Here is a 22,434-nt window from a genome sequence, read left to right as displayed (position 1 = left end):
GATTACCCCTTTTTCGTAACCGCTGGTTCAGCGACATCATCAACATAATCGCTGCTGTTGACGCTATTATCGTCTTCTACGTAAAGGGAATCAACCGCGTCGCCATTAATCAGGTAATTACGATGCTGTAAATAGGCGTCACGCACAAAGGCGTAAGGATCAAGCGCTTCATCCATAAGGCGTTCGGTATCAAACAGTTGCGAGCGCAGATCAACATAACGTAATCCTAACAAGCCGTATATTAATGCATCGCTCTTAAGGTATGGATAAGGGGTCATGATTGAATATTCAAACATGTTACCCATTCCGTCGCGAATGGTGCTTGGCCCAAGGAACGGCAGAACGATATAAGGTGATTTTTTATCGCCCCATTTGGCAAAAGTAAGTCCCAAGTCATTGCTATGCGGCGGAAGGCTGAAACGCTGGTCGGCTACATCAAAAAAGCCGGCGACGCCAAATGTTGAATTGACCAGAAAGCGCCAGGTATCTTTAATCGCATAGCTCCACTCGCCCTGCAGCAGATCGTTGCCGACAGTCGGGATCATATTAATATTATTATAGGCGTTATTAATCCCCGCACGTACAGGGCCAGGAATAACCGCTTTATAGAGCCGTGCCGGCGGTTTGAGCATAGTAGCATCAAAAGCCATATTAAATTTGTGGATTTTCCGGTTGACTGACTCATAGGGATCATCCGGGTTGGTCCCTTTGGCGATACAACCAGCAAGCACCATAGAGCTTGCGAGGGCAGTGACAGCAGCTATTAATCGCATAATTTATTTACTTTTTCCATTATAAACAGAGTGATACCAACTTTACCCTAAAATTACAAACCTTAACAAGCGTCAAGGTTATGTTTACCAATTTCATTGCTGGCGGTAATCAGAGCATCAATCATGCCTGCTTCACGATCAGAATGGCCTGCGTCGCGCACTATAATTAATTGCGAAGCAGGTAAACTCTGGTGCAAATCCCAAGCGCCGGCGAGAGGGCATATCATGTCATAACGGCCATGAACCAGGTAAGCCGGGATATGACGGATTTTATTCGAATTATTCAATACCTGATTTTCCTCAATAAAATAATGATTATTAATGTACCATGATTCAATTTTGGCTAATGCCAATGCAAAATGAGGGTCGCTATACAAATCAATGACATTTTGATGAGGCTGTAAGCTGCTGCATCGTGCCTGCCATAATGCCCAGCTTTTAGCGGCCGCCATACGCGCCAGTTCATTCTGGCCCTGTAAACATTCGGCATAGTATTGCGGAATATGGTTTTGGCGATTTGCCGGTACGATACTGGCAAACTCCTGCCAGTAATCCGGATAAACAAGGCTTGCTCCGTTTTGGTAGAACCAGGCGATATCTTTTTGCCGCCCTAAAAATATTCGATGCAGTAATAAGCAGAGTATTTGCTGCGGGTAGCGTTCGGCGTAAAGCAATGCCAACAATGCCCCCCAACCGCCCCCTGACAGGACAAAACGCTCGATACCGAGATATTCTCTGATGGTATCAATATCTTCCAGTAACAGATTAGTGTCATTTTCCCTGATTTCAGCGTGCGGCGTTGAATGTCCGCAACCGCGCTGATCAAAAATTACGATACGATAAATCTGCGGATCGAAAAAGCGCCGAAGATAACATTCACTGTCAGCCCCGGGACCTGCATGCAATACAATGACAGGCAAACCATCCGGATTACCCGTTTCTTCGATGTATAAAATATGGCGATCGCCGACCGGAAGCTCGTGCGTCTTGTAAGGCTTGATGGCAGGATAAAGAGTATGCATTTTAGTCCTTTAAAATTTTTATATTCATCATATCCTGCCTGTTTGTAATTGGTAAAGCAGAATCGCGTTCACAGAACTTGGGATATTTTAATTGAGAGTCGGCTTCAAATTCAGGATAATGCGAGGATTGTTTTAGGAGGGGGCGGCATGGCAATTACAGATTTATTAAATGGCTTAAATGAAAAACAGCGTGAGGCGGTGATGGCGCCTTTGGGTAATGCACTGATTCTTGCTGGAGCCGGCAGTGGAAAAACAAAGGTACTCGTTAGCCGGATAGCCTGGTTAATAGAAGAGTTAAATATGCCGCCGCAGGCAATCCTGGCTGTAACATTTACCAATAAAGCAGCAGGCGAAATGAAAGCGCGGCTGAATAATCTCCTGTCAACGCCGGTCATTGGCTTATGGGTTGGAACATTCCACGGTTTATGCCACCGCCTGTTGCGTCGGCACTATCAGGAGGCGCGCTTGCCAGAGCAGTTCCATATTCTTGACAGCGATGACCAGTCCAGATTGATTAAACGCGTTATTACCTCGCTTAATCTGGATATTGAGCAATGGCCGGTTAAACAGGCGCAATCATTTATTAATGCCAATAAAGATGAAGGCATCAGACCTCAACATGTAGTGGTATCGCAATACAGTCATACCAGAACGCTGTTGCAAATCTATAAAGCCTATGAACAGGCCTGCCAGACCGCCGGGGTAATTGATTTTGCTGAATTGCTGCTGCGTACTCATGAATTATTAAGAGATAACCCGGAATTGCTGGCTCATTATCAGCGCCGTTTCCATGCCATTCTGGTTGATGAGTTTCAGGATACTAATACTATCCAGTATGCCTGGATCCGTCTGCTTGCCGGTTCGCAGGCTGCTGTTATGGCGGTAGGCGATGATGACCAGTCAATTTATGGCTGGCGAGGTGCGAAAGTGGAAAATATCCAGCAGTTTTCCCGTGATTTTCAGGATACGCATATTATTCGTCTCGAACAGAATTACCGCTCGACATCAACCATCCTGGACGCGGCAAATCAATTAATCAGCAATAATAATTCGCGCATGGGCAAGGAATTATGGACAGCTGGTAAAACCGGTGAAAAAATCGTCTTGTACAGTGCCTTTAATGAAATCGATGAGGCCCGGTTTATCTGCGAACGCATTGCCATGGCGATTAATGAAGGGCGCAGCGCCGATGAAATGGCGGTTTTATATCGCTCCAATGCCCAGTCGCGTGTGATCGAGGAAGCATTGCTGCGTGCCGGTATTGCTTATCGCATTTATGGCGGCGTCCGCTTTTTTGAACGCGCTGAAATTAAAGATACACTGGCTTATTTACGCTTGCTGCTTAACGAGCATGATGATACTGCTTTTGAACGAGTAGTGAATTTTCCCACACGCGGGATTGGTGAAAAAACGCTGGATGATGTACGTCAGCTGGCAAAAAGCGAGCAATCCTCGCTCTGGCAGGCAGCTAATCTCATTCTGCAATCCAATGACTTACCGCAACGTGCTGCCGGTGCGTTAGCCAAATTTATAACCCTTGTCCAGCAGCTGCAACATAAAACAGAAGGTCTTGACCTGGATGAACAGATTGCTGAAGTGATTAAAAGCAGCGGTTTATACGAACACTTTGCCAAAATCAAAGGCGATAAATCAGAATCCCGGCTGGATAACCTGCAGGAGTTAGTGAATGCGGCCAAACAATTCCGTTATGAACAGGATGAAGAGGAATCATTGCCGTTAATGGCTGCATTCCTGGCTCATGCATCGCTTGAAGCTGGGGAAATGCAAGCGGGGGAACACGAGCGTTATGTTCACTTGATGACCCTTCATGCTGCGAAAGGGCTGGAGTTCCCGCATGTGTTTCTGGTCGGAATGGAGGAGGGAGTATTCCCGGGTAAGCAGTCAATTGAAGAGCCAGGCCGTCTGGAAGAAGAACGCAGGCTGTGTTACGTGGGTATGACCCGGGCAATGGAAAAGCTGATTCTTTCTTATGCGGAAGTCCGGCGGCAATACGGCCGGGAAGAATATCACCGTCCTTCGCGTTTTCTGAATGAAATACCCCAGGAATTGTTGGAGGAAATCAGAGTAAAAGCGAGGTATCAACCGCTGGCCTCAAGGCAATCACTGCCTGAGGCGGCTGCTAAAGATGCGGGATTGAAACTTGGACAGAGCGTGAGTCATGCCAAATTCGGTCATGGTGTTGTATTGGCCGTAGAGGGCAGTGGGGCGCATACCCGGGTGCAGGTGAAATTTGATCATGAAGGGCCGAAGTGGCTGGTACTGGCGTATGCAAATTTAACCACTATAGAGGATTGTGCGCCATTTTAAAGTTTATTAAGTATGCTACTTGAATTTAGCCTGCGCTGGTGCTACGGTTCGGTGTGTGATAACTACTATCAAAGGGGAAATTTGTGAAAGTTACTGGTATATTCGCTGCAAGCGCGCTTGCAATGGCAATGGCGCCGGCTGTAATGGCTGACAATAGCACAATGTCTGACGCTCAGAAAAAAGCGGTTGAGAAAGTTGTGCACGATTATTTGGTAAATAATCCTGAAGTATTGATTGAAGCATCGCAAGCTCTACAACAAAAACAACAGCAGACTATGCAGGAGCAGGCAAAATCAGCAATTAGCGCTAATGCCGATCAATTGTTTACTGATAAAATGACCGTTGTTGGTAATCCAAAAGGTAATGTAACACTGGTAGAGTTTTTTGATTATCAATGCATACACTGTAAAAAAATGGCGCCCGTTCTTGGCGATCTTGCCAAGCAGGATAATAATCTGCGTATCATTTATAAAGAATTCCCTATTTTTGGTAAAAGTTCGGAAACTGCTTCACGCGCTGCTTTAGCCGCTGCAATGCAAGGTAAATATCTGGCTATGCACGAAGCGCTGCTCAAACAGGACAAACGCTTGAATGATCAAATCATTGATGATGTAGCCAAGTCAATTGGTCTTGATATGACCAAATTCAAAGCGGACATGAACAGCCAGGCTGTGACTGACGCACTGGAAGCTAATCGTCAGCTGGCTGAGAAATTGCGTCTGATGGGTACACCGGCATTTATTATTGCTTCCACACCGGCAGGACAATTTAAAACAGGTACTCAACCTGCATTTATCCCCGGCGCGGCAAGTGCTGATTCTCTGAAAGAGTTAATCAAAAAGGCCTCTTCCTGATTCGGAAGACTGCAATAGTTTCCTTCTCCCGTTGACGGGAGAAGGTGCCCGTAGGGCGGAAGAAGGCAGATCAAAAAACGATACACTTTACCCTGATGTAACATGAGATAACCATGACTAAACCGGCAACTTTCCAGGATATTATTTTAACCTTGCAACAATATTGGGCAGCACAAGGTTGTGTGATTTTACAGCCCCTTGATATGGAAGTCGGTGCAGGCACATTTCATCCCGCTACTTTTTTACGGGCAATTGGACCTGAGCCATGGTCAGCTGCTTATGTGCAGCCATGCCGGCGGCCTACAGATGGACGTTACGGCGAAAACCCGAACCGGGTTCAGCATTATTATCAGTTTCAGGTTGTGCTTAAACCTTCTCCAATTGATATTCAGGAAAAATATTTGGACTCGCTGCGTGCTTTAGGCGTTGATCCGCTGACTGATGATATCCGTTTTGTTGAAGACAACTGGGAATCGCCGACACTGGGTGCATGGGGGCTTGGTTGGGAAGTGTGGCAAAACGGTATGGAAGTATCACAGTTTACCTATTTTCAACAGGTTGGCGGCTTGTCCTGCAAACCGGTTACCGGTGAACTGACTTATGGTCTTGAGCGTATATCCATGTATGTTCTGGGTGTTGATAATATATTCGACTTACCCTGGAGCAATACTCCGAATGGTGTTGTGACTTACGGCGATGTATTCCATCAAAATGAAGTGGAAATGTCTGCCTATAATTTTGAACATGCTAATGTTGAGGCCTTATTCCAGCAGTTTGATCATTACGAAAAAGAAGCTGAACGTCTGGTTGCTATGAATTTGCCGCTGCCCGCTTATGAAATGGTCATGAAAGCATCGCACGCATTTAATTTGCTGGATGCAAGAAGAGCGATTTCGGTGACTGAACGACAACGTTATATCCTGCGAGTGCGGCAACTGTCCAGAGCTATGGCGCAAGCCTATTATGATGCTCGTGATGCGCTTGGTTTTCCTATGCTAAAGGTGTAAATAATGGTTAATGATTTTTTATTTGAATTAGGTTGTGAAGAACTTCCTTCCGGCGCAGTACGGCCATTGGCAGACGCATTAACTGTTAACCTGACCAATGCGTTAGCCAAAGCGCAGATTAATTACACTGAAGTAAAATCATTTGCGACGCCGCGCCGCCTGACTGTATTAATAAAGGGATTGCAAACAGAACAGCCAAGCCAGCGTCAATTAAGGCGAGGTCCCGCCAAAAATGCAGCGTATGACGCTGACGGAAACCCCACCCAGGCATTACAGGGCTTTGCCCGTTCCTGCGGTGTGGCGCTTGATGAGTTAACCGTGGTTAGTACGGATAAAGGGGAATGGTTGGTATATGAGGCCGAAACCAGCGGCGCGAAAACCCATGATTTGCTGCCCGATTTGCTTCGGGAAGCCATCCGTAATCTGCCCATTGCCAAACCCATGCGGTGGGGAGACGGTGATGCCGAATTTGCACGGCCAGTGCATTGGGTTGTCATGCTTTTTGGGTCCGAGGTTATTGCAACTGAAATTTTAGGTGTAAAAACCGATCGTCTGACTTATGGGCATCGTTTCCATGCCCCGCAAGCAATCGAACTGGCTAATCCGGATCAGTATGAAAACAGTCTTTATGAGGCCTTTGTTGTTGCTGACTTTGATAAACGCAAGCAACAGATCATCAAACAGATCAACGAAACTGCCGCGAAGCATGAGGCAGAGGCAGTTATGCCGGATGATTTACTGGAAGAGGTTACCTCTATTGTTGAGTGGCCGGAAGCATTAGCTGCTCATTTTGATTCTGAATTTCTTGATGTTCCTGCTGAAGCGCTAATTGCCGCCATGCAATCGCACCAGAAATGTTTTGCCTTGCAGCGGTCAGGTAAATTGTTACCGGTATTTATTACTATTGCAAATATTCGCAGCGCTAATCCCGAACAGGTCATTGCAGGGAATGAAAAGGTGATGCGAGCGCGTTTAAGCGATGCTGCTTTCTTTTTCCGCCAGGATAAAAAAGCGCCGCTTGCCAGCCAGATTAAAGCGACTGGCAATGTGGTATTCCAGGTAAAACTTGGAACACTGCTTGATAAATCTAACCGTATCCAGCGTTTAATGTCGATTTTGGCTGATAAGCTGAATCTTGATAAACAACAAGCTGCACGCGCTGCCGAATTGAGCAAATGCGATCTGATGACGGGTATGGTAGGCGAGTTTCCTGAGCTGCAGGGCTTGATGGGTTATTATTATGCCAATCATGATGGCGAAGCCAAGCCGGTTGCAATCGCACTGAATGAGCAATATCTCCCTCGGTTTGCAGGCGACAGCCTGCCGGAAACAGATTTGGGATTAGCCCTGTCGCTTGCTGACAGGCTTGATACCCTGGCGGGTATATTCGCTATTGGCCAAAAGCCTTCTGGCGTTAAAGATCCATTCAAATTGCGCCGGCATGCTCTGGCGGTAGTGCGGTTATTAATTGGTTGTAAAGTAGAGCTTGATTTGTCGCAATTGATTATTGCAGCAGTAGAAGGGTATGGCTCAGGTTTTTCTGCCGCTACTGTATTGTCTGATTTACATCCGTTTATTATGGAGCGCTTATTGTCCTATTATCAGGCGCAGGATGTAAGCCAGGATTTTGTTCAGGCGGTGAAGGCTCGTCAACCAGACTGGTTGTATGATTTTGATAATCGTCTGAAAGCTTTGGTTCATTTTGTCGCTTTGCCCGAGGCTGGCGCACTGTCTGCCGCTTGTAAACGGGTAAATAATCTGTTGCAAAATAATAAAGCAGGGCAGCAGGCAGTCCGGGAAGATTTGCTTACTGAGCAGGCTGAAAAGGATTTGTTTGCCAAGCTGGCGGCAACTGAAGAAGCAATTAAACCGCTTTATAACAGCGGCAATTACACCGCAATTCTAACTGAGCTTGCCAGCTTGCGTAATGCAGTGGATGCTTTTTTTGACAATGTGATGGTAATGGTTGACAATGAGGCAATAAAAAATAATCGCCTTGCTTTATTATTACGCTTGAAAGAAGCGCTGCAAGGTGTGGCTGATATTTCTGTGCTTCAATTAAACCCATGAAAAAAGTTATATTATTAGACCGGGATGGGGTGATTAATCAGGATTCATTACACTATATTAAATCAGTGGATGAATTTATTGTCCTCCCCGGCAGTATAGCAGCGATTGCCCGCCTGACTCAGGCGGGTTATGTCATTGGCGTGGCGACTAACCAGTCAGGTATTACCCGCGGGTTGTATACCGCAGATGAACTGGCTGCTATCCATAACAAATTAATTAATCTGGTTGAGCAGGCAGGCGGGAGGATTGATGCAATCGAGTTTTGCCCTCACCTTCCCGAGACAGGTTGCGGTTGCCGAAAACCGGCGCCTGGCATGTTAATGGCTCTCGCAAAGCGATTTGGTCGGGCCGATCTGACCGATGTTTACTTTGTGGGGGATCGGGTATCTGATATCGAGGCAGCTCAAGCAGCCGGCGCTAGCCCAATTTTGGTTTTATCTCCCATGACAGATCGGGTTGCGCTGCTTAAACATCAGGATGTGCCCGTTTTTCGTTCACTTGCCGAGTGGGTTGATTCTCTGCTGGCTGAACCATGCTAGCACTCACCATCGGTTATCAGAATGAAGAATGCCGGGAAAAAGCGCAGCAACTTGCCTTAAAATTGGATCTGGCATTGGATAACACTTGCGATAACCGTCTGGTGGTCACTGCCGACAAACTTGTTCTTGATGTTAAGCCTTTTACTGCAATGTATGCTGATTTTAGCCAAAATACCTGGCAAAAAAGGCATGATGCCGGTAAAAAGCAGGGCCTTGTCAAAGCGTGTAAACCAATGCCCGGGATGCGTATTATTGATGTCACCGCTGGTTGGGGCAGAGATGCGGCAGTTCTGGCGAGTTTTGGCGCCAATGTCGTGTTGATAGAACGCAACCCGGTTATGGCCGCGTTGCTTGAAGACGCGCTTGCCAGACAGGATGAACTTTCCAGACAGGCTTTGCAGCTTAAATTGATTGCACAAGACGCACGCAATTATCTGAACAGTCTTTCCGCCAGCGATTATCCTGATCTGATTTATTTCGACCCTATGCACCCAACCCGGCAAAAGTCAGCTCTGGTAAAAAAGGATTTACAAGTGATGCAAACATTAATCGGGGAAGACAGGGATGCCCTGGAGGTGCTTGAATTGGCAATAACCAGGGCAAAAAAAGTGGTAGTGAAGTGGCCCCAGCACTTGCCGCCATTAATGCCGCCTACTTCCAGCATACCAGGGAAAACCGTTCGTTTTGATTGTTATTCATCAAAAGGGAACATTGTAAGCGGTTAATTAACCGCTTACGGAACTCGCGCCCTGACGGAAAATCCTACGATTAAGCCTGGTTAACCCACTAACCAGACTTATTTAGAGAAAGCAGAAACCCATAGTAGTAGGTCTAAGAATACTATATGGAAAATTGGTTAATTAACAATTATAAAGGGCATAATAATGTATTTGTGACAAATTTTAATCCAGGTAAAAACAATCCTAAGTTTAGTTAATTCATGCTATATTGGTTATTAACTTGGGGAGCTGTTAAAGTTGTATTTTCTAGTTTTGCTCTAATTTCTTTTTTTGCCTCAAGCAAATAACTCTCAAAAGAACTACTCTTAATCTCAGGACGACTTATGCGTAAATCCTTAACTGTAAAAATACCATTAGAGGTAACTGGCATATAAGGCCGTAGGAACATTTCACTATATTTTTTGTTTAACTTTTCAATATGCTCTATCACTAGCTGGCATTGAGAATCAAAATAATTACTATGATTTTTATCTAATGTTTCTAGGGCCTGTGAACAGTCCTTCAAAGCTTGAAGGATAAGTTCTTTTCTCTTCTGATTAAAAGTATGATCTAGCTGGTTTGCTGAATAACCAAGGTGATTCGCTCTGCTTGGGGATAACTCATCAACTACCTGTTTGGTGAAATAACACGCCATATGATACTGAAATTTATTAATAGGCTCATCGATATCAAGAGTATTTAACAACTGCAACTCTTCTAATTTGTCATAAATATGCTGTACTAATGATTTGCCATTACACCCGATATACTGCTCAACAAGATGTTTTAGTGATTTGCATACTGTTTTATCATCAACTAGATCAGGCAATTGTGAAAGCTCAAAAAATATCTTCTTAACAAATGATTTTCTAAAGATTTGGTTAAGAATTTTTTTTGCAACTTTTACAAAAATGGTTTCTTGCATTTTATCATCTCCACAAAGGATGCCGCATAACTTTAAAGTTATGTCCTAAGATGGGAATTATTTCATAAATTGATGTATTAGGGTAATAAATAAACAGCTATTCTTCTGATTTAGGTGTTAACCGATAATACCTACTCGTTTCAATAAATATAATTTTTTCTGAATGAAAGAATTTATGTATTATTAAACAAATATGTTGTCTATATTTAGTGATAAAGATATAACCAACCCAAATTTGCCAACGCAAACGTATTAAAATCTTAGTTAAGAAGTCACTAGGAGGATTTTCAACTCATAAGGCTTTCGATTATTAAAAAACCACCGTTTGTTGAGACACCGCTTTATCGAAAATAAAAATTCAAGACAACCCTTATAAATACTCTTGTTCATCGCTTGTTCAAATTATTAAATACTTATATCATTATCAAAACATTAAAAAGTCATTTAAAAACCTATTTATTGAGAAATACATGGGAAAATTATTTGGGTATGCTCGAGTGAGCACTGACGATCAAAATTTGAACTTGCAAATTGATGCCTTGATTCAAGCTGGATGTTTAAAAAATGACATTTACAAAGATAAAGTATCTGGTGCTAAAGAACGCCCAGGGTTAGATCAATGTTTGGAAAAATTAGTGGCTGGCGATGTATTAGTAGTCTGGCGCTTAGATAGTTTAGGGCGTTCAATGAGCCACTTGGTCTCATTAATTGAAATGCTTAGGGAAAAAGGAGTTGGATTCCGTTCCCTATGCGATGGGGCTATTGATACCACCACTGCATCCGGCGATTAATTTTTAATATTTTTTCATCTATGGCTCAATTTGAGCGACGGCTTATACAAGAGCGCGCTCAAGCGGGGCTTAGTGCGGCTCGTGCCCGAGGTAGGAAAGGTGGGCCTAAAGTCGAGTCATCTAAAATTGAAGCAGCTAAAAAGATGCATCATGATAAATCGATGTCCATCGACGACATTTGCAAGGTACTAAAAGTTTCAAGACCAACTTTATACCGCTATTTAGCAAGCTAACTTAAAAGTAATAATTGGAAGCGAGAATATGCAAACAATAAAATACAAGCAGTGAGTTAATCAAGGAAGTATTGGTTAAAAAAATTCTTGTTTTAGGTGGGTACTAGAAAAATTAATAATAGATAACAAAAATTTTAATAACCTCGTATAAATAATTGTATTATTTTGTGGAAAAAAACCATATATTGTATATACTTTATATATATTTGATAATTCTAGAGGATGATTATTTATGGTTGCTCTAACAAAGGTCTCAATGAATTTGACTGATCGAGACATTTCAAATACTGAAAAAATTAAAAATCGCTTGCATTCAAGAAGCAAAGCAGATGCTGTAAGTGCCGCGTTATCGATTACTTCTTCTCTTTCTGATTATATCGAAAGGGGCGAGGAAATTTTTGTTCTTACAAAAGATGGAAAAACAGAGCGATTGGTTATTCCTGGCCTCCAATCAAAATAATTTAGAGAATATTTATGCCAAAAGAAAAGGAAACGGAATTAGATTGGGGCAATTCCGATGATGAGGTACCAGCATTAGAGCATAAGCCAACAACTATGCAGCTTACAGAACAAAATAAAATGTTTTATTTAACAGTGGCATGGTTTCTTGGCCTAACTACTTTAGTAATTGTTATCGGTTCTTTAGTTCTAGCTTATTTTGGAAAAGAGCTCCCAAGCGCATTAATTGCAATTGCTGCGGTTGCTGTTGGATCACTTGGTAATCTATTTTCAAAGGGTTCATGAATGGACTAAATGCAGCGGCATTATCGTTATATAATTGCCGCAAGCATATACAAGCTTTCTTCGGCAAATGCTATAAGGCTTGCTATCGAATTTTGGATTAAATTACAGAAACGGGGCAAAAGCGGGCCGTTACACTTATTGCCTATGAATTCGCCTTTGCTCTAGCTGAGAGCTCTAATAATTCTTCAAATTCGTTAACACTATTTGGTGTAGTGAAAAAATTCCAGAAGTGGCGCGGTTGTTTGCATATGGCTTTAACACTTTGAATTTCCGAATCGTTATCAAAAGTGTTACTTGAGGATAGAGCAGCTAATTTATTCTTAAGCGCAATCACTTTATTGGAACCTTTACCGGATGTTTTTCGATTGCATCCTGCTTCAATATTGTTTATAAGTTGACAGATTATTGATTCAAATTCTGCTTTCTCCGCGAGGGCGTTTTTATTGATGTCACGTTTAATAACCGTTTTTATTTCATCAGTACCAGTGTTTTCTTTTGCCGAAGTATCTATACAGGGAAGATTATTCTCTTGTGCAAATTTTTGTATTAATGGAATGTTATCAGATTGTTGTTCATCCACCTTGGTTTTGACTAATATCAATGAAGAATGGGGATGCTTTGACCTTATTTCTTCAATTTCTGTTTTATAAGAAGATAGGTTATTTTCCAGTGTTTTTTGGGAGGCATCAATGCAATATAAAATTAAATGAGCATTTTTTTCAAAATAGTCATAAAAATGTTTAAATTGTTTATCACCAGTCATATCCCTTAGATCAATTATTTTATTTTCAATCCTGAAGGAATGTAAATCAACAGCAATTGTTGGATCGTGCTCGAATGAAAACCTCATGCCCATTAAGCGATTTGATAATTGGCTTTTACCGGCCTTCGCATCGCCTTTAATTAAAACACGAAAAGGAATATTATACATCTGTTTTCCTGTAATTGCTCAACTCACATAATGATAACATTCATTTCTTAAGGTAAAATTAAAGCGGGATATGATTAAAGCTAAAAGCCTTTGTGCCGGACAATTTTTTTGGAAATGGGGAATAATCAAGAAATAACTCGCTGATTTTAAACTGTTTTTATATAATCCTTTCCGTCTAAAAAGAGGGTTATATGGGTAAAATCAACGAGTTAAAGCGAATTTTAGGTGAAAATTTGGTTTGGAACAAGGCAAGACTTGATTGTTTTGTCCGAATGTTAGTTGCGTTATTTGTCGTTCGCACGGTGAATCTGAGTGAAATAGCGGTGGCTTTTTGTTCTAAGGCAGAAAAAGAATCACGCTATAAAAGGCTGCAACGCTTTTTCGGCCAATTTAACCTGGATTATACGCTTATTGCCCGACTAATCTTTAAATTATTTTTTTCTGATAGCCAAAAAATTTACCTCACTATCGATAGAACCAATTGGTATTGGGGGAGGCAAAAGATTATTATTTTTATGCTGGGGGTGGCTTATGAAGGGATTGCGATTTCCTTATTCTGGACGTGTCTTGCCAAAGCGGGTAGTTCGAATATCAAAGAGCAAAAAGCGTTAATCAATCGCTTTATAAGCTGTTTTGGAAAGTCTGCGATAGCGGGGTTGTTAGGCGACCGTGAATTTGGCAGTGGTGGTTTATTTAAGTGGTTAAACAAAAAGAAAATCCCTTTTTATATCAGGATTAAAGAGGGTTCGCTAACCCACATCAATAAGAAAAAATTATTCACCGCTAAAACGATTTTTAACGATTTAAACCCCAAACAGCATAAAGTCTTTAACATGGCTGTAGAAGTATTCGGTCAACCCGTTTTTCTGGCCGGTTCCCGCTCAGAGAAAGGGGAACTTATGATTGTTGCAACAAACCAACATCCTAAAAATGCCATTCCAATCTACTTAAGACGGTGGGAGGTTGAATGTCTGTTTTCCGCTTTAAAAAGTCGCGGCTTTCGCTTCGAAGAAACCCATATGACCACCCTTGCGCGTGTTGAAAAGCTCATGGCTGTACTCGCTATTGGAGTGTGTTGGGCACATAAAGCCGGTGAATGGAAAGCCTCTAAAAAGCCTATTAGAATCAAGCGGCATCGACAGAGTAACCGCCCTCAAAATAGCTTCTTTCGCTATGGCTTTGATTTTATCCGCGAACTTCTTATAATCCATGTAAAAAACCAAGTCAGTTTAAACATGCTTTAACCTTGTTATTTGATTTTTATCCGACAATGGAGATGAAGTCATGATTTTTGTCCTGTGCAAAGAGCTAAAAGCTATATTTATCCTTTGAATTGATTTAAATTAATTCATTATGGTATAATTATGCATATTTTGGTTGTTAAGGGTTTCGTTGATGGCTATTTGTTTGTTTACCAGGAAATGTTACGATGGAAGCGGAGACCTTGTCCAAACAGTAAAAATTGCTGATTTTATACAAAAATTTATTGAATCGACAACATTAGAAGAATTAAAAGATGAAGCCGTCATAATTGTAGTTAATGATGATGAAAACCAAAACATAACCAATCATTTTGTAAAATTTATTAATCCAAATGTACAAGTTAAAAATTTTGCCGATTTTAAAGAGGAAAATCATACCATTAATTGCTGTATAGAGGCTGGCTATTCTCATTTTGATTGGAAAAAAGACCTTATATTCAAAACAGAAAAACCGCCTCTAATTGTGATGCCAGAATATGATAACCATGTCGGTCCTAATGCAGTACTAAAGATTTTAGGCGGGTTTGATAAAGAACGTGGTGATGTAGGCGTCATACCAAGTCCTACTTTGTTGGCTGCCTCCGCAGGAGAAGTTGTTAATGTTGAGGTTTTGAAAAATGCTTTTGAACAATTAGATCCTAAATTACAATTATATCTGGGTAAAGACTTTAAATCCTATCTAACCCACCGAGAGCAACGCGAGTTTACCTATCAATACAGCCATGATAGAAATTATTATCCCACTTTTTATACCAACCACATACCTTATAAACCTTACCAGTATAAAGCGAAAACAACGCAAGGTGCGAAATATACCCCGGTAGAGTTTTTCTTACAAGAACATCTCATGTTGGCGGGAAATTATACTAAATCTCAAGACGTGCTTTGCATAGGAGAGTGTTCTGAAAGTAAAATAGAAGCTCTGGTTAGGTTAAAAGAAGAATTGATAAAAAAGGGATATACTAAAATTTCGTTTATTAATATGGATGAGGGAACAGGCGAACACATTATTCATGAAATTAATTCTTCCGGCGCACAGCCCAAGGAATATCGTGTACTTTATTCAAAATCAATGCCCTTTTCTTCAATGCAAGTGTTACCTCTTATCGCTACTGATATGGTAGGCGTTACAGGTGATCAATCATTAGTAGAGGCTATGTCTGCCAAAAAACTTGTAACTTATGAGTGCGTGGACCATAAACAAAATTTTGCTCGGGGATATTTAAAAGCAGTTCAACAAGAGGCTTCTGTAGCCACTCTAGAAGGAACCTCAAAGGAAGAAGTACTGTTATTAGCTAGGTTTTTAATTAAACCAACATATAGCAGAAACACTTTGGAATATAAACAAGAAGTCGTTTCAAATCTGTTAAATAATAGAAATACAGTCGAAGCACTTAAAAACATCAATAGGCAATTAGTAGTAAAAAGCCAATATTTTGCTTCTATTGAAAAAATGCTTGTAACAGACGTGCTTTCCTATATTAAACGTCAGAACACTACAAAACTTAATGGCAAATTACAACCTGATAATGTCTTAGATAATTTGAAGTCAGCTTTTCTTTGTACCCATGAAGCCTTTTTATTGAATGACATTACTAATAAGCCATTCCCTAGATTTAGACGAACCAGAATTAATAAAGAATTAAGTCTTAAAACCATTATCGAGCATGGTATGGCTCATGATAATCGCACAAGAAAAGCTTGTTTTAATCTGGGATGGTTATCCAAAAAAGGAAATCTAGCTGAATCTGCACCTACGGAAATTAAAAAATTATTTGATTCTACTAGCAGGCTAAATCATTCAGATGAACAAGACAGTTTTGAGCAGTTAAGAAATAAATTTCTGTCAATGCACTTTGACACGCTGTTTAAAGAAAAGAGTGGATTTTTTAGCCGATGGAAAAATACTGAAGTTAAACCTGATTGGGATTTGAAGCAAATTATAAAGCATGGAATGACTCATGATAACCGAACCAGAGCAATATGCGTTGAAATGGGGTGGCTATCGAAAAAAGGAGAGTTATTAGAAACAGTGCCTGATAAACTAAAGCAGCTGTTTACTAATCCCTCAATCCATTTCTCACATTAAGCCCCCTTAGGTCTGATTATCAGAGTAATCAGACCTAAGTAGGATTTTGGGCATTTTAGGTTAAATAGCTAATAAGCCTCGCCTTAAGGAGATCCAGGAGTTAAAGGGTCTTCTAATTCTAAAGTATTGCCACTTACTATGCTTTTGTCCTTGTTAGTAGTTAATTTAAAGTGTGTAATGTTACTTTGAGATGCGGGTAAGTAAACTTTAAGTGGATTCGGGTTTATTAGAGCGTTTATATCTTCATAAATTTCTTCAACAGTCATTTTATCCGCATTAAATTTGTGTAAATAAGGGGTATCAGGATCCACAATGGATTCAATCTCAAATAACTCCTTCGGTTTATCAGGTATGTTTTTTAAAAAATTAGATGAAGGAGTTTCAGAATGGATATAAATAAAAATATAATTAGCTAAATTACCAAATTTTGCAACCAAGCCTTCTTGGATTGGCTTTAAGTGTCGTAATCCAATCCGTCCGATTGTGGGCTTAGTAACTTTAGAATAGGCCTCAACCATACTTGCATTTCTCAAATCTCTGGCTGTGTTATCCTCTTCATCCGACACAGGCATTTCTAATTGGTATTTGCTGCTGATTTCAGACCAAAGCTGAGCTCCTTCTGAATCATCTATGCCAATATATTCGATTTGAAGCTCCTTTAAAAGGCAGTATGTTTGTGTAAATTCCTCAGCCGTCGTCAATCGATCATATGTAATCAGTACATGGAAGTAAAACAACCATAATAATTCCCGCTCTTGCTGTGGTCGGTCTTGATGCATTAGAATAAATTTAGAGCTATCTGGGCAGTAAATATCCGGGTATTCATTCATAGCTTCCTGAATTTCTTGATATTCAGCTTCTAACATTTTCGTCCAAGTCGTTGAATTGCTTATGGCAATGTCTATTGTTTCCGGAGGTATTTCTTCGTAGAAAGTACCATAGTCTTTCTTTAAAAGAGGAATAAGGTTTTTAAAAATATTAGCACTTTTTTTATCAGCATGCGTTTCAACAAAAATCAACGTAGGAATCATTTTACTCCTCATTTTATTGTGTTTACTATTTATGAAAATTATCAGTTAAGTCCAAACTGATTGATGCAATTGGAAGATAACTCATTTCTAAAATCCAATCTACCCTGCATCTGCTGAGGCCGGGGCTATATATCGATTAATCAGACCTAATAATCTTTAGATCAACCTCTCTTTAAAATAGTCTCACCACTGGTGAGACTATTTATCATCCTCTGATAGCAACTCATGTAATTTTTCTTGTAGGTCCGGCGCTCCGGAACTTGCGCTGTGACGCAAAAAAGACAAAAGTATTGGCTAAAAATGAACTCATAGTCGATATTTGGGTGGAATTAGGGGTGTGACAAGCAATGGAACGAAAAGGTACTCTAAGTAAAAATCCCTAGGCCAGTTCAAGCTCTTCAGCGATATTTAGCGGTCTTAGTGTCCTTCTGCCACGACTTTTGGCAACATATCAATACGTAATAAACAATAGTTACAAAATGGACTAAGGGGAAAAAGGATATGAAAATTAAAAGGTTATTAATTACGCTGCCATTTATCATGGCGCAAACTGCTTTTGCTTTAAATGATAAACCAGAGGCTTTCCCTAGCCTCGCGGCAATTCAATCAGTTGGTGTTAATCATGCTATATATCATCCAAACGAGGGATGGGAGGTGAGAGGCCCAAAGAATAGATATGACACAAAAGAAAAATGGCAATTTACTATTGCATTCGGCGATACATTAAAAGACAAGGATGCTCTGGCAACAGCAAAAGAATTCATGGCTGCATTAGACCCTACTTATGGTGACCCTATATCTCTCGGTGATAAATGGGGTTGTTACTATGTTGCGACTGTAGACGGAGAAAGGGGTATTGGTTGCGCAATGACACATTCTGAACCGAATTTGACACTGGATATAAGTCGATTTTATAAATAAGAAAACTAGGGCGTGTTTTTAAAGTTATTTCTGGGCTCCAAAAGCAATAAAATGGTCTGAATTTATGCTCGATTTCGTTAAATAGAGCAGGCTATTCGCCTCAATCGACCAAAAATTCAGCCTCATTTTCTTGCTTTTTCGCTTCCAGAAAAACTTTAAAAACACGCCCTAGAATCGAGTTTTGGTTTTTGCGCTTTCGAATTTTCAATATGCAAGATCAAGACTTGACATAGAATATTATTTTGTCTTTTTCTTGACTGTGTATTTGAATTTGACGAGAGCTGATTCTAAGGAAGAACCCCTCAAAATGTAGCGATTATTTTATATGTAACGTCGTTCTTCAATTAAACCTTCATAAGGAATATGCAATCATTTATGTAAATTAACTATTTGGTGCATAGTTAACAGCGTTTTCTATTAAGAACAGTTGTGGAAGAAACTAATTTTCTAAGATTTAGATTATTAATCAGCAATTGATTGATAATCGATGTCTTGACTACTCCTGAAGGGCCTGAGATGAGGTATAGGTCTCCAGGTACTGTAGAGTGTTTAAAAAAATAGGGTTCAAACTTACTGCGCATATTATACCCAGGCCAAATTCGGAACTAATATTATCAGAAATGTGAGTTCTTTTGAATTGAAAACCATGACTTGTTTAATATATTAACAGTAAAGAAAACGAGAGTTTTGTTTACCGCTGGCCAATCCATTTTTTGACAACACAAAATTACGGTTTTTCCGGTAAAGAAATCCGTTAAATTATTTAAAGTTAAGTTAATATCGATTTTTACGATAAACTTAACCACTTTGGATGCTTTATGTTAATTGGCTATTCTCGTGTCTCAACTGATGATCAAACTTGCACTTGCAACACGATGCTTTAAAAAAAGCGGGTTGCGAAAAATTTTTTGATGATTTAATGACTGGCAGCAAAATTGATCGGCCTGGTTTAGACGAAGCATTAAATTATGCCCGGGCAGGAGACACCATTGTTGTTTGGCGTTTAGACCGCTTAAGCCGATCTTTAAAGGATTTAATTGACTTGGTTGCTCAATTTGAAGAAAAACAGATTGGCCTTAAAAGTTTACATGAATCGATTGATACGTCATCGAGTTCGGGTAAGTTAATTTTTCATATCTTTGGTGCATTAGCCGAATTTGAACGCAATTTAATTCGCGAGCGGACACATGCAGGGCTTCAAGCCGCGCGGGCTCGGGGTAGGAATGGAGGACGGCCTAAAAAGTTATCAACTGATAAAGCAGCATTGGCGATTGAACTGTATAACGGTAAAAAGCATAGTATTAATCAAATCTGTGAGTTAGTATCCATATCCAAACCGACACTATACAAATATATTAATAACACGCATGGTACCCGTTCGTGCTAATTGGCATGTAGACGATTTGAAGGGCTTGTATGACGCAATTAATCACAACCGAGGCGCTACCTATCTTATGCCTTTACAGAACAAGGAGTAGCGATGCCTCCGGCTGTTTTGAGAAGTCCTACTGCAAGATCCCAGAATTGACAGGACCAAACGTTATCCATTGATTGAAATTATTTATTTGAGAAACAGATTGGGTTTATTGAGCGCTTACCCTGATCTGATAGATTAAAAAAGCGTGGTGTTGAACCGTCAGGGCTAGTGAATTGTTTTATTGCGTGCGGCGGGTGATTGATTAATGCTTGATAATCTTTTTCATGAGTGAGGGCTTTTAGATAATCAATGCCATGCTCTTTAAATTGCTGAATGCACATCATGAGTTTTTCTTTATCATAAAGTCCATCAAATTCAGCCATAATGACCTCAGTTAAATTGTTTTTATCAAACACGTGTTGGTAAATTGGTCTTTCACGATTTTCATTGAAATGAGCAAGTGCTTGCTGATAAGCGGTCAAAGCCTGCGGTTCACCGTTGCTGGCTTCATGATGAAGCTGCTTTAAGTAGGTGAGTGCAGCTTGGCGCGTCAGTTGCTGCATTTTAAGGTTAATGGTCTCCTTATCGACAAAGATAAACTCAATGAATGGCGAGAAGCTACTGAGTTTTTCACAAAATTTGTTCGCGGTGCCGCCATAACAAATCGGCTTATCGTCTCCGCCTTCATCCTGCCCTTGCTCGTTAAGGTTATAACCACGCTGGATTTCAAAGAGCGCTTTGGTAAAGAGTTCCATGACCAAGGGATTATCTTTTACTGCCTCATATACCCAGACGATAAAGGTTTGTAAACCAATCCGGCTTTCTTGGTTTAAGGTGGCGGTTAAGGTTGCCATTAAAGTCTTCACCTCATCAACCAGATTAAGCTTTAATTTCTCAATTAACGTCAGCGAGTTGGCTTTTTTATTAGCTGTTATGGATAAGTTAACAGCGGGTGCTTGTTGGGTTAAGCGCGCTAAGCAGCGAATCGCGGCCTCGATTTCCGCCTGCGGTAAATCTTCAGAGGGCGTCATGGCAGTGACGGCACTAACCATCGCTTGCCATTGTTTTGCAATGTCGATTGCCAGAGTGCTATATTTACTACTTAATAACCAGGCTGTTAAGTCGGTTGTTGCATGTACACTGGCAGTATGGGTGCTTTGATTCTGGTTAAGCTGCGCTGGCCGCTGAACTCCTTGAATTAAACGAATAAGATAGCGGGTAATAGCCGCTTGGCCGGCAGCCAGATCATTATGATGGGTGGCTGCAAGCGCGATAATGTCATCTAAACAAGCTTGAGTGAACACATGACGTGGTATACGGCTCCAATGTATCACCATCCACGGTGCGGTCAACAAGGCTGCATGTGTCACAATCACGGCATTAAAATTACCTTGTGCCTGTGCGCCAGTTAATAAGCGCGCCCAATGAAGGTACAGCAGGGCTTCTTTAACTTCTTTTGGGTTAGCTGCGCTTGCTACTGCATTACGGTTAGCCGTTGCCTGCTCGCCTGTCAGTAAGCCATCTTCATTAAGGTATTGCAGTGCGCTTAAGACTGCATTAGGGTCGGCTGCATGAAATACAGCATTAAAATTAGCCTCTGCCTGTTCCCCGGTTAATAAACCACTTCGTTGAAGAGTCCACAGAATAAAAAGGGTTTTCCAGGGATCAGCAGCCCTAACTATCATATCAAAATTAGCCTGCGCCCGCTCGCCTGTGAATAAGTCTAATCGATGGCTGCTTTCCAGTGCCTTGGCCATTTCTAAGGGTTTGGCTACGCTTGCTATAGTCCTGCGAAAAGCATGCGCCCATTCGCCGGTAAGTAAGTTATACCGGTTAAGATGTTCTAGTGCACACACCGCATTCTCAGGATTAATAGAACCGACTATAGTATCAAAATTAGCCTGGGCGTGGTTGTCTTTTAACAAACCTTTCATGCCAAGACTATCTAATGCATATGATAGGGACTCGATATTAGTTGCACGAAGTACCGCATCAAAATTAGCTTGTGCCTGGCTCCCTTTCAATAAACTTGTTTGAATAGCTTTTAATCCATAAATAATTTTTTTGGGATTGACGGCGTTTGCTAGTGCAATGAAATTGGCCTGTCCCTGGTGACCTTTTAAAGGCTCTGCCTCGTAAAGATCCGTTAATGCCTCATAAACTAAATCAGGTTTACGTACCACTATCTCTCGAATAGCTTGTGTTTGGCTACCGTTCAGCAAACCGTAACGGTTAAGATAATATAGCCCTTGTGCCGCTCTTATAGGCCAATTTGAATGAAATACGGTATCAAAATTATCTTGCGCTTGTGAACCAGCCAATAAGCCTTTTTGATGAAGCTCCTTCCATGCATAAACAACGTCGTAAATGTCAGTAGCTTTAACAATTTTTTCAAAATTTGCTTCGGTTTTAAGCGTTGCTTGCCCCTGACTATTGATTAATAACATAGAATTATTAAGCGATTGTAATTCCTGGGTTGTAATTAATTCAGAAAATTTAAGCAAACAAGAAAATAACCAGCGGGTAAAAAAATTAGTGTGTTTAAAATAAGCTTGATAAACAAGAGCCGCATGCCGGGCGCTGCTAGTATCTTTGGCAAACTCTTTAAGGGCTTGAGCGACTTTTCCGGGAAAAAACCAACGCTTAAAGGCATTTAATTTTTGATAGTGGTTTAACAAAGTATTAATATTGCTAAGGGCCTCACTCATTTAGTGGTTACTCCTAGGAAATAAGGTAGGCATCAAACTGAAGATGCTTGATTTATAACATACTAAAACT

18 protein-coding genes and 2 pseudogenes are annotated in these 22,434 nt (G+C 40.9%); 14 read left to right on the top strand and 6 right to left on the bottom strand.

The window, feature by feature from the left end; genetic code table 11:
• Positions 1-2: 2 nt before the first annotated feature.
• Together ACFORL_RS12480 and pip are read right to left on the bottom strand one after the other, a co-directional pair.
• Positions 3-773, bottom strand: a complete 771-nt coding sequence (locus ACFORL_RS12480) for an MlaA family lipoprotein (protein ID WP_382344542.1) — start codon at positions 771-773, stop codon at positions 3-5.
• Positions 774-835: 62 nt separating this feature from the next.
• Positions 836-1,795, bottom strand: a complete 960-nt coding sequence (pip, locus tag ACFORL_RS12475) for a prolyl aminopeptidase (RefSeq protein WP_382344540.1) — start codon at positions 1,793-1,795, stop codon at positions 836-838.
• Between the two features lie 147 nt (positions 1,796-1,942).
• On the opposite strand from pip, the gene uvrD reads away from it, so the two are divergent.
• The 6 genes from uvrD (at position 1,943) to ACFORL_RS12445 (ending at position 9,318) form a co-directional block, all read left to right on the top strand.
• Positions 1,943-4,123 carry a DNA helicase II gene (gene uvrD, locus ACFORL_RS12470; protein WP_382344538.1) on the top strand — a complete coding sequence of 727 codons (2,181 nt, stop codon included), beginning with the start codon at positions 1,943-1,945 and terminating at the stop codon, positions 4,121-4,123.
• Between the two features lie 83 nt (positions 4,124-4,206).
• Positions 4,207-4,977 (top strand): DsbA family protein, encoded by a 771-nt coding sequence (locus ACFORL_RS12465; RefSeq protein ID WP_382344536.1) that lies wholly within the window; start codon positions 4,207-4,209, stop codon positions 4,975-4,977.
• Between the two features lie 113 nt (positions 4,978-5,090).
• Positions 5,091-5,984, top strand: a complete 894-nt coding sequence (gene glyQ, locus ACFORL_RS12460; RefSeq protein WP_382344534.1) for a glycine--tRNA ligase subunit alpha — start codon at positions 5,091-5,093, stop codon at positions 5,982-5,984.
• A gap of 3 nt (positions 5,985-5,987) precedes the next feature.
• Positions 5,988-8,054 carry a glycine--tRNA ligase subunit beta gene (gene glyS, locus ACFORL_RS12455; protein WP_382344532.1) on the top strand — a complete coding sequence of 689 codons (2,067 nt, stop codon included), beginning with the start codon at positions 5,988-5,990 and terminating at the stop codon, positions 8,052-8,054.
• Positions 8,051-8,593: a D-glycero-beta-D-manno-heptose 1,7-bisphosphate 7-phosphatase gene (gene gmhB, locus ACFORL_RS12450; RefSeq protein WP_382344531.1), complete on the top strand. Its 543-nt coding sequence runs from the start codon at positions 8,051-8,053 to the stop codon at positions 8,591-8,593. The genes glyS and gmhB overlap by 4 nt, the downstream gene beginning before the upstream one ends.
• Positions 8,587-9,318, top strand: coding sequence for a class I SAM-dependent methyltransferase (locus ACFORL_RS12445; RefSeq protein WP_382344528.1), 732 nt, complete (start codon positions 8,587-8,589; stop codon positions 9,316-9,318). The genes gmhB and ACFORL_RS12445 overlap by 7 nt, the downstream gene beginning before the upstream one ends.
• Before the next feature lie 208 nt (positions 9,319-9,526).
• Here the strand turns inward: ACFORL_RS12445 and ACFORL_RS12440 are convergent, their stop codons facing one another.
• Positions 9,527-10,237 carry a hypothetical protein gene (locus tag ACFORL_RS12440; protein WP_382344526.1) on the bottom strand — a complete coding sequence of 237 codons (711 nt, stop codon included), beginning with the start codon at positions 10,235-10,237 and terminating at the stop codon, positions 9,527-9,529.
• 470 nt (positions 10,238-10,707) lie between these two features.
• Here ACFORL_RS12440 and ACFORL_RS12830 point away from each other — a divergent pair.
• The 4 genes and pseudogenes from ACFORL_RS12830 to ACFORL_RS12425 form a co-directional block, all read left to right on the top strand.
• Positions 10,708-11,066 (top strand): annotated as a pseudogene (locus ACFORL_RS12830) (recombinase family protein); the annotation flags it as partial.
• On the top strand, positions 11,049-11,261 hold the full coding sequence (locus ACFORL_RS12825) for a helix-turn-helix domain-containing protein (protein ID WP_449280262.1): 213 nt from the start codon (positions 11,049-11,051) through the stop codon (positions 11,259-11,261). The pseudogene ACFORL_RS12830 and the gene ACFORL_RS12825, both read left to right, overlap by 18 nt.
• 232 nt (positions 11,262-11,493) lie before the next feature.
• Entirely contained in the window at positions 11,494-11,721 is a 228-nt protein-coding gene (locus ACFORL_RS12430; protein WP_382344524.1) for a hypothetical protein, read from the top strand.
• A gap of 14 nt (positions 11,722-11,735) precedes the next feature.
• Positions 11,736-12,005, top strand: coding sequence for a hypothetical protein (locus tag ACFORL_RS12425; protein WP_382344522.1), 270 nt, complete (start codon positions 11,736-11,738; stop codon positions 12,003-12,005).
• 142 nt (positions 12,006-12,147) lie between these two features.
• On the opposite strand, the gene ACFORL_RS12420 is transcribed toward ACFORL_RS12425, so the two are convergent.
• A complete protein-coding gene (locus ACFORL_RS12420; protein WP_382344520.1) occupies positions 12,148-12,936 on the bottom strand; it encodes an ADP-ribosylation factor-like protein in 789 nt (262 codons plus the stop codon).
• 191 nt (positions 12,937-13,127) lie between these two features.
• Here ACFORL_RS12420 and ACFORL_RS12415 point away from each other — a divergent pair, with 191 nt between their 5' ends.
• Both ACFORL_RS12415 and ACFORL_RS12410 read left to right on the top strand, forming a co-directional pair.
• Complete coding sequence (locus tag ACFORL_RS12415; RefSeq protein ID WP_382344518.1) at positions 13,128-14,180, top strand: IS4 family transposase; 1,053 nt, start codon at positions 13,128-13,130, stop codon at positions 14,178-14,180.
• A gap of 151 nt (positions 14,181-14,331) precedes the next feature.
• The gene (locus ACFORL_RS12410) at positions 14,332-16,287 is read left to right on the top strand and encodes a hypothetical protein (protein WP_382344516.1); all 1,956 of its coding nucleotides are present in this window, start codon (positions 14,332-14,334) and stop codon (positions 16,285-16,287) included.
• 83 nt (positions 16,288-16,370) lie between these two features.
• Here ACFORL_RS12410 and ACFORL_RS12405 read toward each other — a convergent pair whose 3' ends face one another.
• Positions 16,371-17,318: a hypothetical protein gene (locus ACFORL_RS12405; RefSeq protein ID WP_382344514.1), complete on the bottom strand. Its 948-nt coding sequence runs from the start codon at positions 17,316-17,318 to the stop codon at positions 16,371-16,373.
• Between the two features lie 501 nt (positions 17,319-17,819).
• On the opposite strand from ACFORL_RS12405, the gene ACFORL_RS12400 reads away from it, so the two are divergent.
• Positions 17,820-18,239, top strand: a complete 420-nt coding sequence (locus ACFORL_RS12400) for a hypothetical protein (RefSeq protein ID WP_382344512.1) — start codon at positions 17,820-17,822, stop codon at positions 18,237-18,239.
• An 818-nt stretch (positions 18,240-19,057) separates the two neighbouring features.
• Positions 19,058-19,626 (top strand): annotated as a pseudogene (locus tag ACFORL_RS12395) (recombinase family protein).
• A gap of 170 nt (positions 19,627-19,796) precedes the next feature.
• On the opposite strand, the gene ACFORL_RS12390 reads toward ACFORL_RS12395, so the two are convergent.
• Complete coding sequence (locus ACFORL_RS12390; protein ID WP_382344510.1) at positions 19,797-22,364, bottom strand: hypothetical protein; 2,568 nt, start codon at positions 22,362-22,364, stop codon at positions 19,797-19,799.
• Positions 22,365-22,434 lie beyond the last annotated feature (70 nt).

The sequence above is a fragment of the Legionella dresdenensis genome (assembly GCF_042649825.1).
Lineage (GTDB): Bacteria > Pseudomonadota > Gammaproteobacteria > Legionellales > Legionellaceae > Legionella_C > Legionella_C dresdenensis.
The sequence above is the reverse complement of the archived record's forward strand: the minus strand, read 5'-3'. Positions and strand labels throughout refer to the sequence as shown.

What these genes read in the sequence shown, in the direction of transcription:
- ACFORL_RS12405 (WP_382344514.1), bottom strand. Translation starts at nt 17,318, where the DNA reads ATGATTCCTACGTTGATTTTTGTTGAAACGCATGCTGATAAAAAAAGT.
- uvrD (WP_382344538.1), top strand. Translation starts at nt 1,943, where the DNA reads ATGGCAATTACAGATTTATTAAATGGCTTAAATGAAAAACAGCGTGAG.
- ACFORL_RS12825 (WP_449280262.1), top strand. Translation starts at nt 11,049, where the DNA reads ATGGCTCAATTTGAGCGACGGCTTATACAAGAGCGCGCTCAAGCGGGG.
- ACFORL_RS12420 (WP_382344520.1), bottom strand. Translation starts at nt 12,936, where the DNA reads ATGTATAATATTCCTTTTCGTGTTTTAATTAAAGGCGATGCGAAGGCC.
- ACFORL_RS12400 (WP_382344512.1), top strand. Translation starts at nt 17,820, where the DNA reads ATGAAAATTAAAAGGTTATTAATTACGCTGCCATTTATCATGGCGCAA.
- gmhB (WP_382344531.1), top strand. Translation starts at nt 8,051, where the DNA reads ATGAAAAAAGTTATATTATTAGACCGGGATGGGGTGATTAATCAGGAT.
- ACFORL_RS12425 (WP_382344522.1), top strand. Translation starts at nt 11,736, where the DNA reads ATGCCAAAAGAAAAGGAAACGGAATTAGATTGGGGCAATTCCGATGAT.
- glyS (WP_382344532.1), top strand. Translation starts at nt 5,988, where the DNA reads ATGGTTAATGATTTTTTATTTGAATTAGGTTGTGAAGAACTTCCTTCC.
- ACFORL_RS12440 (WP_382344526.1), bottom strand. Translation starts at nt 10,237, where the DNA reads ATGCAAGAAACCATTTTTGTAAAAGTTGCAAAAAAAATTCTTAACCAA.
- ACFORL_RS12415 (WP_382344518.1), top strand. Translation starts at nt 13,128, where the DNA reads ATGGGTAAAATCAACGAGTTAAAGCGAATTTTAGGTGAAAATTTGGTT.
- ACFORL_RS12445 (WP_382344528.1), top strand. Translation starts at nt 8,587, where the DNA reads ATGCTAGCACTCACCATCGGTTATCAGAATGAAGAATGCCGGGAAAAA.
- ACFORL_RS12390 (WP_382344510.1), bottom strand. Translation starts at nt 22,364, where the DNA reads ATGAGTGAGGCCCTTAGCAATATTAATACTTTGTTAAACCACTATCAA.
- pip (WP_382344540.1), bottom strand. Translation starts at nt 1,795, where the DNA reads ATGCATACTCTTTATCCTGCCATCAAGCCTTACAAGACGCACGAGCTT.
- glyQ (WP_382344534.1), top strand. Translation starts at nt 5,091, where the DNA reads ATGACTAAACCGGCAACTTTCCAGGATATTATTTTAACCTTGCAACAA.
- ACFORL_RS12430 (WP_382344524.1), top strand. Translation starts at nt 11,494, where the DNA reads ATGGTTGCTCTAACAAAGGTCTCAATGAATTTGACTGATCGAGACATT.
- ACFORL_RS12410 (WP_382344516.1), top strand. Translation starts at nt 14,332, where the DNA reads ATGGCTATTTGTTTGTTTACCAGGAAATGTTACGATGGAAGCGGAGAC.
- ACFORL_RS12480 (WP_382344542.1), bottom strand. Translation starts at nt 773, where the DNA reads ATGCGATTAATAGCTGCTGTCACTGCCCTCGCAAGCTCTATGGTGCTT.